Source organism: Paraburkholderia azotifigens, from assembly GCF_007995085.1.
Classification (GTDB): Bacteria; Pseudomonadota; Gammaproteobacteria; order Burkholderiales; family Burkholderiaceae; genus Paraburkholderia; species Paraburkholderia azotifigens.
The window spans coordinates 1,693,665-1,708,408 of record NZ_VOQS01000003.1 but is presented as its reverse complement, the minus strand read 5'-3'; the positions used below and the strand labels follow the sequence as shown (position 1 = coordinate 1,708,408).

Here is a 14,744-nt window from a genome sequence, read left to right as displayed (position 1 = left end):
CTCCCCTATGCCTTCTCGACCTTCACGAGGAACGACTTGAATTCCGGTGTCTGCGAATTCGCGTCGGCCACGACAGGCGTCAACGTGTTGGTGATATAGCCTGGCTTGGTAAGCCCCTTGAAGCCCCAATGCAGCGGCACGCCCACGGTCTGCACCTTCTTGCCGTCGATCATCAGCGGTTTGATCCGCTTCGTGACCATGGCCACGGCGATGATGTGGCCGCGGTTGCTCGACACTTTCACGCGATCGCCCGCCACCACGCCGATCTGTTTCGCGAGATCCTCGCTGATTTCGACGAACTGCTGCGGCTGGATGATCGCGTTCAGGCGCGCGTGCTTGGTCCAGAAGTGGAAGTGTTCCGTCAGACGATAGGTGGTCGCCGTATGCGGGAAATCGGCCGCCTTGCCGAACGCCTTGCGGTCGTCGGGGAACACGCGTGCAGCCGGGTTGCTGGTCGCCGCCGGATTGTTCGGATGGAACGGGTTGTAGCCGAGCGGCGTTTCGAACGGCTCATAGTGCTCGGGGAACGGGCCTTCGTTCATACCGTCGCGCGCGAAGAAACGCGCGACGCCCTCGGGATTCATGATGAACGGACCCATGCCGTTTTCGGGTGCTTCGTCGAGCTTGAAGTCGGGAATATCCGGCCCGCTCCAGCTTGCGCCGTTCCACGCGATCAGCTTGCGTTTCGGATCGAACGGCTTGCCGTTCACATCGCACGACGCGCGGTTGTACAGCACGCGCCGGTTCGCAGGCCATGCCCACGCCCAGTTCAGCGTCTGACCGATACCCGTCGGGTCGCTGTTGTCGCGCCGTCCCATCTGGTTGCCGTTCTGGGTCCACGCGCCGCAGAAAATCCAGCAGCCGCTCGCCGTCGTGCCGTCGTCCTTCAGTTGCGCGAAGCCGCCCAGCTGATCGCCCTTTTTGACGAGCACTTTCGATGCATCCTTCGGATCGGGCAGATCGGCGAGTGCGCGGCCGTTGTACTCCATCGCGATCTCTTCGGGCGTCGGGCTGTCGGGACGAGCGTACGGCCACGTCAGATTGACGATCGGGTCGGGATACTTGCCGCCTTGCTCCTTGTACGCCTTGCGCATGCGCAGGAAGATGCCCGACATGATCTCGAGATCGCTGCGCGCCTCGCCCGGCCCTTCCACGCCTTGCCAGTGCCATTGCAGCACACGGCTCGAACTGACGAGCGAGCCGCGCTCTTCGGCGAAGCAGGTCGTGGGCAGACGGAACACTTCCGTCTGGATCTTCGACGAATCGACGTCGTTGTACTCGCCGTGGTTCTTCCAGAACTCGGAGGTTTCGGTGGCGAGCGGATCCATGATCACGAGCCACTTGAGCCTGGCGAGGCTCACGGCCGTCTTGCCCTTGTTCGGCGCGGCCGCGAGCGGATTGAAGCCCTGGCAGATATAGCCGTTCATCTTGCCTTGATTCATCAGCTCGATGGCCTGCAGCAGGTCATACGGCTTGTCGAGCTTCGGCAGATAGTCGTAGCCCCAGTTGTTGTCGGCCGTCGCGGCGTCGCCCCACCACGACTTCATCATGCTGACGAAGAACGCGCGGTAGTTTTTCCAGTAGCTCAACTGGTTCTGCCGCAGCGGCTGCGCCGCGCGCTTCTTGATGTAGCCGTCGAAGTCCTGTTCGGGTTCGTTCGGCAGCGTCATGTAGCCCGTCAGCAGATTCGACATCAGGCCGAGGTCCGTCAGCCCCTGGATGTTCGAGTGTCCGCGCAACGCGTTCATGCCGCCGCCCGCGATGCCGATATTGCCGAGCAGCAATTGCACCATCGCGCCCGTGCGGATCATCTGTGCGCCGATCGAGTGATGCGTCCAGCCGAGCGCATAGAGAATCGTGCCTGCGCGGCCCGGCGTCGACGTGCTCGCGAGCGTCTCGCACACGTGCAGGAACTTGTCCTTCGGCGTGCCGCAGGTCTTCTCGACCATCTCCGGCGTGTAACGCGAATAGTGCTGCTTGAGCAGGTTGTACACGCAGCGCGGATTCTGCAGCGACATGTCGACCTTCACGAAGCCGTCGTCGCCGCGCTCGTAGTCCCACGACGTCTTGTCCGCGTACTTGTGCGTCTTTTCGTCGTAGCCGGAATAGATGCCGTCGTTGAACGCAAAGTCTTCACGGACGATGAACGCGAAATCCGTGTAGTTCTTCACGTACTCATGCTGGATCTTGTCGTTGGTCAGCAGATAGTTGATCACGCCGCCCAGGAACGCGATGTCCGTGCCCGTGCGGATCGGCGCATAGAAGTCCGCGACGGACGCCGTGCGCGTGAAGCGCGGATCGACGACCATCAGCTTCGCCTTGTTGTGCGCCTTCGCCTCAGTCACCCATTTGAAACCACACGGGTGCGCCTCGGCCGCATTGCCGCCCATCACGAGAATCACGTCCGCGTTCTTGATGTCGACCCAATGGTTCGTCATCGCTCCACGGCCAAACGTCGGGGCAAGACCTGCCACCGTCGGGCCATGTCAGACACGCGCCTGATTGTCGAACGCGAGCATCCCCATCGAACGCACCGTCTTGTGCGTCAGATAGCCGACCTCGTTGCTGCCCGCCGACGCCGCGAGCATGCCCGTGGTCAGCCAGCGGTTGACCTTCTTGCCGTCGGGCGTGCTTTCGACGAAGTTCGCGTCGCGATCTTCCTTCATCAGCTTCGCGATGCGGTCGAGCGCATCGTTCCACGAGATGCGCTGCCACTGATCGGAACCGGCGGCGCGATACTCGGGATACTTCAGGCGGCTCGGGCTGTGGATGAAGTCGATGAGGCTCGCACCCTTCGGGCACAGCGTGCCGCGATTGACCGGGTGATCGGGGTCGCCTTCAATATGAATGATGCTGGCCGTCGCGTTCTTCGCGCCGTCGCCGAGGCCGTACATCAGGATGCCGCAGCCTACAGAGCAATAAGGACACGTGTTGCGCGTTTCGGTAGTGCGAGCCAGTTTGTACTGCCGGACTTCGGCGAGCGCGGGCTCCGGCGAGAAGCCCATCAGGGCCAGGCTCGATCCGGCTAGCGTACTCGCCGTCACCTTCAGAAACTGGCGACGGGACATTTGCAACATGATCGCCTCTCGTTCTATTTGTGAGGAGGTGAAAAAAGTATAAGTCGTTTACTGCAATTCGTAAGCAGAGCGGAACAGGACGCTCGCATGCCGTATGCCCGCTGATTCGAGGTTGTTGTATCCGCATAGATAGATGGGCATGACGATTGCGTAATACGATTGTCGGTTTGCATGTCCCGGCGCGCGTCGATGCGCGATGAACCCACGAGGCGATGCATTGCGCGTTTGCCGTGTCATACCCTCGTCATGAAGGACCGTCATGGAACTCGATTCACTGTCCGCCGACAAGTTGCAGTCGGCTGCGAAGAAGCAGGCGTCGTGGGCTGTCGGCGCGCTCAGGCAGTTCTCGGAGAACCGCTGCGCGGCGATGGCGGCGAGCATCGCGTTCTACGCCGCGTTCTCGCTCGCGCCGACGCTCGTGATGGTGATCGCCATATCCGGCTGGTTCTTCGGCGCCGAAGCCGCACGCGGCGAACTCTTCAGACAGGTGCACGCCGTGCTCGGCAACGATGCGGCGGCGGCCGTCACCACCATCGTGCAGAACGCGCACCGCAGCGGCGGCGCAGGCGGCATTGCCGCGATCATCTCGTTCGTCGCGCTGGCCGTCGGCGCCTCCGCGACGTTTTCGTCGCTGAACAGCGCGCTCAATATCGTGTGGCCCGCCGTGGCGCCGCGCGCATCCAGCGTGATCGCGCTGGTGCGCGTGCGGCTGATTTCGTTCGGGCTCGTGCTCGGCGTCGCGTTTCTGCTGATCGTGTCGCTGGTGCTCGACACGGCGATCACGTTCATCGGCAACTGGATCTGGGGCGACTCGCCGTATGTGGTGATCGGCGACCTGCTGCAGCTGGGTGTCGGCTGGCTGGTGCTCGCGGTCGCGTTCGCGGCGCTGCTCAAGTTCCTGCCCGACGCGCCCGTGCGCTGGCGCGATGCGCTCGTTGGCGGCACGGTCGCGGCCGCGCTTTTCTCGGCGGGCAAGAAACTGTTCGCGCTGTATCTCGCGCATGCCGGCATGGCCAATTCGTTTGGTGCAGCCGGGTCGCTGGCCGTGCTGCTGATGTGGCTGTACTTCTCGGCCGTCGTGCTGCTGCTTGGCGCGGAGTTCGCCGCCGCGCGCGGACGCATGCACGATCCGCGCGGCGCGTGGGGCTTCGCGCCCGCGACCCCGCCCGGCAGCCGCGCGATGCTCGCCTCGGCGCTCGCGGCATCGACGGTCGCGGCTGACGCAAGGCGGGGCCCGGTGCGCAGCGCAGCGCCTGCCGTTGGCGATACGGCGAGCGCGCCTGCAGCGCCTCGTCCTTCGATGGCGGCACGGGTTGCAGCCAAGCACGACGCGGGCATCGTCAAGGCGGTCGCCATCGGCAAGACCATCCTCGAAGCCGAAATGCAGGCAACGCGAGCCGCCGCGCACACGCTCGTCGAAGCGCGCCGCAAGGCCGTTGCCGCCGACCAGTATGTGCGGCGGCATCCGTGGAGCGCGATGCTGGTCGCGGCGGGCACGGCAATGGCCGTCGCCGCTTTCGCCCGCCGCCGCAACGGCCCGGATGACGCCGAAACGCCACCCGCCGACAGCACCCCGCATTAAGCGTCCGCTTCAGCAGAACGCGCCTCCGGACGACCATATCTGGCCGAAACTGTCTACCCGATGCGTCAAGGCAACGGTTTCCCGTATTTATGCCTTCTTAATATAGAAGCGGAAATTTCGACACTCGACTAGACAACTATCTTACGAATTGCATTCGATCGTGCGTGTAACTCATACCGATCACATCGATCACTGTCATAAAAAGAACAATAATGCATAGTCAAACATTCAATATTGCTAAAACCGAAACAATCGGTGACAAGCTTGCAATACAAGGCTTCTACCGAGCTGTCACATTTTCGATACACCTTAATTTTTTTCAGTTCTTACACCTGGAGACACTGCGCTATTCTCCGATTCGCAACAACGAAAACCAATCATCTGCGTGGAGAAATGGATGAAACGAATCGCACTGTCGACGCTCTCGCTGGCACTGCTCGGCGCTGCAGGCGCAGCACATGCACAAAGCAGCGTGACGCTCTATGGCTTGATCGATGAATCGATCCAGTACGTTCACAATGCCGACCGGTCCAACAACAACCTCTGGAACATGTTCTCGGGCAACCTGCAAGGCAGCCGCTGGGGCATGAAGGGTACGGAAGACCTGGGCGGCGGCCTGAAGGCGATCTTCCAGTTGGAAAGCGGCTTCGATCCGAATACCGGCAAGTCGGGCCAGGGCGGCCGCCTGTTCGGTCGTCAGGCGTACGTCGGTTTGACGCACGACGCGTACGGTACGTTCACGGCCGGTCGCCAGTACGACCCGGTTGTTGACCTGGTTCAGCCGCTGACGGCCGACAACTACTTCGGCAGCACGTTCACGACGCCGGGCGACGTTGACAACAACGACAACAGCTCGCGTACGAACAACGCAATCAAGTACGTGTCGCCGGTGTGGAGCGGCTTCCAGTTCGAAGGCATGTACGCACTTGGCGGCGTGGCTGGTTCGACGGGTTCCGGCCAGACGTGGTCGGGCGCAGCAACGTGGTCCGGCGGTCCGTTCAGCGTTGCAGCTGGCTACATCCGCATGGATGCCGGCAACACGCTGGCATCGCGCGGCACGAGCTGGAACTCGGCAACGGTTCCGACGTCGGGCGCAACGTTTGATTCGCAGATCAACAACGGCTATGCATCGGCCAAGTCGGTCAGCATCGCGTCGACGGCTGCTCAGTACGTGACGGGCCCGTTCACGTTCAACATCCGTTACAGCTTCGCGCAATACAAGCCGGACGCATTCTCGGCATTCACCGAGCAAGAGAAGTATCACGTCGCAGGCGCATACGCTGGCTACCAGGTCACGCCGGCCATGCTGCTGGGTCTGGGCTACACGTACACGCACGGCGCTGGCGACACGTCGGCGAACTACCACCAGGTTTCGCTGGGCGGCGACTACAACCTGTCGAAGCGCACCGACGTGTACCTGGTCGGCGCTTACCAGCACGCGAGCGGCACGCAACGCACCAGCTTGACGAGCACCCAGGAAGCAGGCGCTTCCGTCGGTTCGTATGGCTACGACGCAGCCTCGAAGACGCAAGAAATCGTCAGCCTGGGTATCCGTCACAAGTTCTAATAGAACAACATGACCTACGGCTCGAGACGTCGAGCCGTACCCTGAAGCCAGCCCGAGGCGCAAGCCGAAGGCTGGCTTTTTTCATGGGCGCTCGGCAAAGCACAGCGACGTCTCGCGAGAAGACGTCCGACTCATGGCGCGTCAGCCGCGAGTCTTAGGCTTATCCGCTTGCGCCAGAGTCTGTGCCGCGCGCACATCGGCGCCCGGCGTGCCGCGATCGGCGTCCATATGCAGCGCGCCGGGCGGCCGGTACAGCACCATCTCGCCGACATGCCCGTTCTGCGGCACCTCGCCCGTGCTCTGCCAGTCCGGCTCCGGAATCTCGCTGAACACCTGGCGCAGCCGCTCGCCCCACGTGCGATGAATCATCTGGTAGTACGCGTTGTCCTGATCGATCGACACGAAGCGCGTGACCTTCAGCGCGTCCTTTTCATAGACGAGCAGATCGAGCGGCAGCCCGACCGAGAGGTTCGAGCGCAGCGTCGAGTCCATCGAGATCAGCGCGCATTTCGCAGCTTCGTCGAGCGGTGTGGACGGCACCAGGACGCGGTCGATGATCGGCTTCCCATACTTCGATTCGCCGATCTGAAAGTACGGATTCACGCGCGACGACTCGATGTGATTGCCCGCCGCGTAGATCATGAAAAGGCGCGGACGCGGCTGCGCGGCACCCTCGCCGCCGTCGCCAATCTGACCGCCAAGAATGAAGCTGCAATTGAAGTCGACGCCGAACTCCTGCAACGCGTTCGCCTCGCGCTGGTGCACGTCGCGCACGGCCTGACCTACGACGCGCGCGGCATCGGCCATCGTCGACACGTTCCAGAGCGTGCGCCGCGACGGCACGGTGGGCTCGGACAGCTCGTGCAGCACGGCCTGCGTGAGCGACAGGTTGCCCGCGCCGAGCAGCACGAGCATGCGCTCGCCCGGCTCTTCGAACACCGACATCTTGCGCGCCGTGCTGATGTGATCGACGCCCGCATTGGTCCGCGTATCCGACAGGAAGACGAGGCCTTCGTCGACGCACATCGCCACACAGTAAGTCATATTCCGTATCTCCGAATCGCCCAGAAAAAACCCGTCGCCAAAGCTGATGGCGACGGGCTGACGTTCACGCTTTCAGAGAATGGTACTGCATCCTGTGTGCTGCGTTTCAACCGAGGCACGGGCGGCGCGAACAACTGCGGATGATCTCTGAAGATGACGAGAATGGACCCGTACCACGCCTGGATAGAGAGGCTAATTGTGCCTATGTACGAAATTGGCCGTTCGATCCGGCCCGGCAGCTGTCACGATTGCTGGAGATAGATCAGCGACCCCGCAGCTAGAACCAGGGCTTCGATCGTTGGAGAAACGATCCATGCAAACACCATCGCAACGGCGAGCGGAACCAGCACATGTGACGAGAGGAGACCTCTGCGCCTGGCATACAGGACGGCGGCAAGCATACCGATACAGAGCTGGTCCAGCCTGCCCGGAATGGTCGCGCTCGCAGCATCTCCAAGCGTGCCGGCAACCATAGACAGCATCGCGCGAATAAGTATGGAGACTCCAACGATCCCGAAAGCGTAAAACGCGCCATCTGGATTCTCTCCGCGGCCTACCCCATGGAGCAAGTCACGACAGCTCCTGCCAGCTACTGCGACACCTGCTCCTGTGCCTTCACCGACACGGACACATCGAGTGTCTCCTGCAGCCCTCCGATCCGCCGTCCGCGCACGGGTGAAGCCGCTTCGTAATCGCGCGCCGTCGCGAGCCGGCAGTACATCTCGCTCGCGAACGCCGCATGCGTGACGTCGACGGACACCCAGCCGAGGCCCGCGAGCCAGACATCGACCCACGCGTGACTCGCCGCATGCTCGACGTCGCCCGGTTCGATATAGCCGCTCACGTAGCGCGCCGGCACGCCGCGCGCGCGGCAGCAGGCGAGCATCAGATGCGCGTGGTCCTGGCAGACGCCCTTGCCTAGCGCGAGGGCTTGCGCCGCCGTGCTCGACACAGCCGTCGCGCCCGTTTCGAATTGCACGCGATCGACGATCTTCTCCGCCAGGGCGATCAATGCAGCCGGCTTGTCGAGCGACGGCAGCGACGCGGCCAGTTCGCGAATCGCAGGATCGCAATCCGTCAGGCGCGTCGCGCAAGTGAAGTGTTCGAGCGGAATGGCGCCCGCGTCGTCGCCGACCCTGCCGTCGATCAGCGCAAAGGTGTCGATTTCGCCCGACACGTGCACGCGGATTTCGTCGTGCGGCTTGTTGAGCACGAGCGTATGCAGCACGTTGCCATAGGCGTCGAAGGTCGAATCGAGCTTGCCGGGCGCATCGAGCGTCCAGCGCCGCACGACCTGGGAAGGACCGCTCGACGGCGTGAGGCGCAACTGCTGGATCGAATAGTGGACCGTCGATTCGTAGCGGTAGAACGTGTCGTGGCGGATCGTCAGAAACATGAAGGGCACTCCGTCAGGCAACAGGCAGCATCAGATACGTGCGCGCGACCATGTTGCCGAGTTCGAAAACGCGCGCGAGAAACTGCGTGAGCCAGGCATGCAGGCCGGCTTCGAAAATCTGCCGGATATCCGAGTAAAGCAGCTCGGCGCGCAGCTTGCCCGCAAAGCGCTCGCATTGATTCGAGCCTTGCGTGCGCAGCATCGCGAGGTTGTCGCAGACGCCGTCGAGCGATGCCAGCAGCGAACGCGGCATCTGCGAGTTCAGGATCATCAGTTCGACTACGCGCGCAGGCGTCACGACATCGCGATACACCTTGCGGTAGATTTCCAGCGCCGACACCGAGCTGAGAATCGACGTCCAGTAATAGAAATCTTCGAGCTGGCGTGCGGCCTCGCGCGAATTCGGCTCGGCGTCGGCGAAACGCACATCGAGAATGCGCGCCGTGTTGTCCGCGCGTTCGAGAAACGTGCCGAGCTGCGTGAAGAAGAACGCATCGTCCTGCAGCGCAGTGCCGATCGTCACGCCGCGCGACAGATGCGAGCGGAACTTCACCCATTCGAACAGCGCGGCGGGATTGCTCGCGACCTGGCCGTGCGCCGTGCGCTCGTTGAATTCGAGCCACGTGTCGTTGATCGTTTCCCACCATTCCGTCGTAAGCGTGCCGCGCACCGCACGCGCGTTTTCGCGCGCGGCCTGCAGACACGAATGAATGCTCGACGGATTCGTCGGATCGGCAATCATGAAAGCGAGCACGTTGTCGCGCGTGGCGTCGTCGAAACGCTGCGAAAACGCCTGATCGAGCTCGGAGATGCGCAACACCGAACGCTGCGCGCGCTCCTCCTGCTCGGGCGTCTGCGGCAGCAATTGCGCCTTCAGGTTGATGTCGAGCATGCGCGCGGTATTCTCGGCACGCTCCATGTAACGGGCCATCCAGAACAGATGATCGGCGGTGCGGCTCAGCATGTCGGCTTTCCGTGTTGATTGGGCGCTTCGGCCGTAAATGGCCGCGAAGCGCCGGGTTGCCCGTTTTTCGACTCTGCATCGTGCGATGCGGATGCTTTGAAACAAAGGTCGAACGTCCTCAGTCGACCATCCAGGTGTCCTTCGTGCCGCCGCCCTGCGACGAATTCACGACCAGCGAGCCTTCCTGCAGCGCGACGCGCGTGAGGCCGCCTGCGCACATCGTCACGGTCTTGCCTGACAGCACGAACGGACGCAGATCGATATGACGCGGCGCAATGCCTGCTTCGACGAAGGTCGGGCACGCGGACAGCGCGAGCGTCGGCTGCGCGATATAGCCCGCAGGTTTCTCGATCAGCCGCTGCCGGAACGCCTCGATCTCCGCCGATGTCGATGCCGGCCCGACGAGCATCCCGTAGCCGCCCGCGCCGTGCACTTCCTTGACGACGAGTTCGGGCAAATGCGCGAGCGTGTATGCGAGGTCGTCGGGCTTGCGGCACTGATAAGTCGGCACGTTGTTCAGAATGGGCTTCTCGCCCAGATAGAACTCGATCATGTCGGGCACGTACGGATAGATCGATTTGTCGTCGGCGATGCCCGTGCCCATCGCGTTCGCGAGCGCGACGCGCCCCGCCCGATACGCCGTCAGCAGACCCGGCACGCCGAGCGCCGAATCGGGGCGAAACGCGAGCGGGTCGAGAAAGTCGTCGTCGACGCGGCGATAGATCACGTCGACGCGGCGCGGCCCTTGCGTTGTGCGCATGAACACGTAGTTGTCGTCGACGAAGAGATCCTTGCCTTCCACCAGTTCGACGCCCATCTGCTGCGCGAGGAATGTGTGCTCGAAGTAAGCGGAGTTGTACATGCCCGGCGTGAGCACGACGACGACGGGATCGTCGACGCCTTCGGGCGCCACCGAGCGCAGCGTATCGAGGAGCAGATCGGGATAGTGCGCGACGGGCGCGATGCGGTTCTGCACGAACAGTTCGGGGAAGAGCCGCATCATCATCTTGCGGTTCTCCAGCATGTACGAGACGCCCGACGGCACGCGCAGGTTGTCTTCGAGCACGTAGAACTCACCGTTCTCACCGGCGCGCACGACGTCGACGCCTGCGATATGTGCATAGACGCCGAGCGGCACGTCGACGCCCTGCATTTCGGGCCGGTATTGCGCGTTGGTGTAGACCTGATCGGCGGGCACGATGCCGGCGCGCACGATGTTGCGTTCGTGATAGACGTCGTGGATGAAGAGGTTGAGCGCCTGGACGCGCTGCCTGAGGCCGGCTTCGAGCGTCTGCCATTCGCTGCGCGGAATGATGCGAGGAATCAGGTCGAACGGGATGAGCCGCTCCGTGCCGGACAGATCGCCGTTGACGGCAAACGTGATGCCGACGCGGCGAAACAGGAGATCCGCTTCCGCTCGCTTTCTTGCGATTGCTTCGCTGCCCTGCTGCACGAGCCAGCGTTCGAACCGCTGATAATGCGGCCGCACGGCGTCATCGAAATGACGCATCTCGTCATAGCATCGCATGTCACGCCCCACTCTTTTTGTCGGATAGAAGGCGAATGCGCTGCGCATTCGGTTTTTCAATCACGGTTCAAGCAAGCGTTATGCCATTTTTGGTTTTTTGCCGTGCGGATGGGGCGCGTGCGTCTTGCCGCACTAGGATGGCGCTCGTTTGCTCTTGTCATCGTAGCGTGGGGGCGCGGCGTGCGCCACCGCAGTGCGTGTTTTGGCGCACACGGTGCATGTGGTTTTGGTTTTTTGCTTTGGGTTTGTCTGCGACGCAGTCGCCATTCCTGGTTTTTCGCTTTTTGCTTTTTGCTTTTTGCTTCTGGCTGCGCTGGCATCCGCGATTTCGTATCGGTACTTCATGCGTCGCCCCTGTGCGGGGCAGCACTTACTTTCTTTGCCGCCGCAAAGAAAGTAAGCAAAGAAAGCGGGCTAACACCGCCAATGCTAGTCATTGCCTGCGGGCCCCCTACGGGTCCCGCACTCCGGACGGCATCGCGCTATTTCATGTGTGTTGCCAACGCCTCGAACAGGCGCATCCCCCACTCCAGTCACCCATAGCGCAGCCCTCGGCAGCGATCCGTCTGCGCCGCCCAGGTGGCAAACTGTGTGTAGGTTGTCGCACCGGTTGCATTAGCGCTTCTACGACACCAATCCCGCTTTTCAGTCCGGAGTGGTGCATTTCCGTCGGGACGGCCTACACACAGTTTGCCACCTGGGCTGCCGTGGACTTCCTGGTAACGCCATTCGTAACGCGGGATTGTGAAGTGGGGGATGCGTGCAGTTAGCACGCTGGCAACGGACGTGAAAGATTGTGTTACCGCACGAAGGACGGGGACGTCGGGGGCCCCTGGGCAATGACAGGGGCTGGCGGTGTGAGCGGCTTTCTTTTGCCTACTTTTCTTTGCCGCTGCAAAGAAAAATAGGTGCCGCCCCGCACAGGGGCAACGCTTGAAGCACCGATACGAAAACGCGGATGCCCGCGCAGCAAAAAACAAAAAGCAAAAAGCAAAAAACCAGGAACAGCGACTGCGTCGCAGACAAACAAAAACCCAAAAAAACAATCCCCGCACACTTCCGCATGCGGGGACCGCGCAAAAAACACCTGTTAAACAGCAGCTCGCGCCGCCATCAGGCGCCTTAAGCTGCTGCTGCGTCCTTCAGCTTCTTCAGCGCACGTGCCTTGATCCGCACGCTTGCCGGCTTCGCCGGGAACCAGCGGTCCTGACCCGTGAACGGGTCCTTGCCGAAGCGCTTCTTCTTCGCCGGAACAGCCTGAACGACGATCTTCAGAAGACCCGACAGCGTGAACTCGCCTGCGCCCTTCTTGTGAACCGAACCGAGGATCGTGTCTTCGAGTGCAGCCAGAACTGCCTTCGCCGACTTCGGCTCGACGCCAGCACGCTCCGCAACGTGTGCAGCCAGCGAGGCCTTCGTGAAGGTGTCCTTGATCGGCGAGGGAACGCCGGACGCCTTCACGGCGACCTTCTTAGCCGTGACTTTCTTTGCGGGAGCAGCAGCTTTCTTTGCAGCAACCTTCTTGGTCGGTACCGTAGCAGCCTTCTTGGCTGCTACCTTTTTTGCGGAAGTCGCCATATTTCTCCTACCTCTAAGGGTCATTGATTGCGTGAAGCGCACACGATATGCACACGCTTCAACGCCGGATTCTACAAGCGCTTTCGCGTTCTGCGCGAATCTTTTGTGTGTAACGGTTACGGTTTGTTGCGCGGCGCCGACTACCTCGCGCATTTCGAGCCTGTTTTTAAGGGGTAAACGCGATCTCCAGGCGATTTCGACACACCTGTCCAGCGCAAATCTTCAACCGTATCGCGCGGGCGGCGATACCTACGCCGCCACCGGATCGGGCAGCGACTTCATCTGCGGGAGCGTCGGGAAAGCCCTACACGACGACATATCCAGCCGGCGAAGACGCGCTCAAGTCCTTGATTCGACAAGCGGCAGCAGCTTCGCGAGCTTCGTCAGCGCAGCGTCGATCTGCCCGGCTTCGATGCCGCCATAGCCGAATACCAGCCCCGGCTGCGGATCTGCGCGCACATGGAAAGGCGCGAGCCCATGCAATGCAATCGATTCCGCGCGCGCCGCTTCGATCACGTCCGCTTCCCTGAGCGGCGTCTTGAGGAGCGCAGCCATGTGAATACCCGCCGTCGGAACGATCGGATCGAACCATCGGGAAAGATCGCCTTGCAGATGTTCGAGCAGACACGCACGGCGTGCGGCGTAAAGCTTGTGCATCCGCTTCAGATGCTTGGCGAAGTCACCGTTCAGCATGAAACGGGACAGCGCCGTCTGCGTCAGCGAGCAGCCATGCCAGTCGCCGATCTGTCTCGCCTTGCGCAGCGTGTCGAACAGCGACGCAGGCGGCACCACGTATCCGATGCGGAGTTCGGGAAAGATGGTCTTCGAAAACGTTCCCACGTACGCGACGAGGCCTGCGCGGTCCAGGCTCTTGAGCGGTTCCATCGGCCGCCCTTCGAAGCGGTATTCGCAGTCGTAGTCGTCTTCGATGATGACGGCATCGCGCTGTTGCGCCCATTCGAGCAGTTCGACGCGCCGCGCGAGACTCATCGGCATGCCGAGGGGAAACTGATGCGACGGTGTCACGTAGACGAGTCGCGCATTCTTCGGCAGCTTGCTCACGATCAAACCTTCGGCATCGACGGGCACGGCCGCGACCTTCGCACCCACGGCCGTCAGGCACGCACGCGCGGGCGGATAGCACGGATCCTCGATGACGGCGACATCGCCGGGGCGCAGCGTCACGCGTGCGATCAGATCGAGCGCATGCTGCGCGCCCTGCGTCACGATGACGTCTTCCCAGTTGCTCGCGACGGCGCGATTGAACGCGAGATAACGCGAGATCGCGAGGCGCAGCTCCTGTTCGCCGGCTGCATCGCGATAGGTACCGCGACCGCGCGACTGCACGCGAAGCGCGTGGTTGATGCAGCGGCGCCAGGCATCGAAGGGAAAGTGCGTTTTGTCGGTGATACCGCCGATGAAGTCGTACGGCGTGCCGGGTGTCGGCTGCGGCCCGAGCACATCGGGGACGGTCTGCCAGACGGGCTGCGCGCGGACGACGGAATGGGGCGACGCGTGGGCATCGTGAGCGGCGCGCGCGTGCGCCGGAGGTTCCGCGGGTAAGCGTTGGAATCCTTCCGCCACGAAGGTGCCCGAACCGGCGCGCGCATGGAGGAAGCCTTCGGCGAGCAGGCGCTCGAAGACATCGAGTGTGGTTTTGCGCGACACGCCGAGTTGGGTTGCCAGATCACGGGTGGAAGGCAGTTGGGTGCCGCCTGCCAGACGGCCTTCGATGATGCCTGCGCGCAGTTGCCTGTAGATTTGGCCCGCCAGGTCGTGGCGGCCTTCTACGGCGATGTGGATGTCCATATGGGTTTGGGTTGGGGTGGAGTGGCTTTTTTGGCTACGCCTGGGGATTCAGTAGCTTATCGCGGAGTGTGGTTTTCGTCCTCGCGGGGCGTGGCGGTTTTCGCGGTTGCATTTTTTGTGGTTGCATCCGCGGTTTCGTATCGGTGCTTCACGCGTTGCCCCTGTGCGGGGCGGCACTTACTTTCTTTGCCGCCGCAAA

10 protein-coding genes are annotated in these 14,744 nt (G+C 62.2%); 2 read left to right on the top strand and 8 right to left on the bottom strand.

The window, feature by feature from the left end:
* Positions 1 to 5: 5 nt before the first annotated feature.
* Positions 6 to 3,077: a formate dehydrogenase-N subunit alpha gene (gene fdnG, locus FRZ40_RS24865; RefSeq protein ID WP_081767658.1), complete on the bottom strand. Its 3,072-nt coding sequence runs from the start codon at positions 3,075 to 3,077 to the stop codon at positions 6 to 8.
* Positions 3,078 to 3,336: 259 nt separating this feature from the next.
* On the opposite strand from fdnG, the gene FRZ40_RS24860 reads away from it, so the two are divergent.
* Both FRZ40_RS24860 and FRZ40_RS24855 read left to right on the top strand, forming a co-directional pair.
* Positions 3,337 to 4,659 carry a YihY/virulence factor BrkB family protein gene (locus FRZ40_RS24860; protein ID WP_147235908.1) on the top strand — a complete coding sequence of 441 codons (1,323 nt, stop codon included), beginning with the start codon at positions 3,337 to 3,339 and terminating at the stop codon, positions 4,657 to 4,659.
* A gap of 397 nt (positions 4,660 to 5,056) precedes the next feature.
* Positions 5,057 to 6,226: a porin gene (locus FRZ40_RS24855; protein WP_147235907.1), complete on the top strand. Its 1,170-nt coding sequence runs from the start codon at positions 5,057 to 5,059 to the stop codon at positions 6,224 to 6,226.
* 141 nt (positions 6,227 to 6,367) lie between these two features.
* Here FRZ40_RS24855 and FRZ40_RS24850 read toward each other — a convergent pair whose 3' ends face one another.
* The 7 genes from FRZ40_RS24850 to pdxR all read right to left on the bottom strand — a co-directional run bounded on the left by FRZ40_RS24850 (position 6,368) and on the right by pdxR (position 14,545).
* A complete protein-coding gene (locus FRZ40_RS24850; protein ID WP_028369981.1) occupies positions 6,368 to 7,270 on the bottom strand; it encodes a proteasome-type protease in 903 nt (300 codons plus the stop codon).
* 242 nt (positions 7,271 to 7,512) lie between these two features.
* Positions 7,513 to 7,743 (bottom strand): hypothetical protein, encoded by a 231-nt coding sequence (locus tag FRZ40_RS24840; RefSeq protein ID WP_158647029.1) that lies wholly within the window; start codon positions 7,741 to 7,743, stop codon positions 7,513 to 7,515.
* Positions 7,744 to 7,859: 116 nt separating this feature from the next.
* Positions 7,860 to 8,666: a transglutaminase family protein gene (locus FRZ40_RS24835; RefSeq protein ID WP_147235904.1), complete on the bottom strand. Its 807-nt coding sequence runs from the start codon at positions 8,664 to 8,666 to the stop codon at positions 7,860 to 7,862.
* A 13-nt stretch (positions 8,667 to 8,679) separates the two neighbouring features.
* Positions 8,680 to 9,630, bottom strand: a complete 951-nt coding sequence (locus FRZ40_RS24830; protein ID WP_028369984.1) for an alpha-E domain-containing protein — start codon at positions 9,628 to 9,630, stop codon at positions 8,680 to 8,682.
* A 118-nt stretch (positions 9,631 to 9,748) separates the two neighbouring features.
* Positions 9,749 to 11,158 carry a circularly permuted type 2 ATP-grasp protein gene (locus FRZ40_RS24825; RefSeq protein ID WP_147235903.1) on the bottom strand — a complete coding sequence of 470 codons (1,410 nt, stop codon included), beginning with the start codon at positions 11,156 to 11,158 and terminating at the stop codon, positions 9,749 to 9,751.
* Positions 11,159 to 12,280: 1,122 nt separating this feature from the next.
* Positions 12,281 to 12,736 carry an HU family DNA-binding protein gene (locus tag FRZ40_RS24820; RefSeq protein WP_028369986.1) on the bottom strand — a complete coding sequence of 152 codons (456 nt, stop codon included), beginning with the start codon at positions 12,734 to 12,736 and terminating at the stop codon, positions 12,281 to 12,283.
* 339 nt (positions 12,737 to 13,075) lie between these two features.
* Positions 13,076 to 14,545, bottom strand: coding sequence for a MocR-like pyridoxine biosynthesis transcription factor PdxR (gene pdxR, locus FRZ40_RS24815; RefSeq protein WP_147235902.1), 1,470 nt, complete (start codon positions 14,543 to 14,545; stop codon positions 13,076 to 13,078).
* Positions 14,546 to 14,744 lie beyond the last annotated feature (199 nt).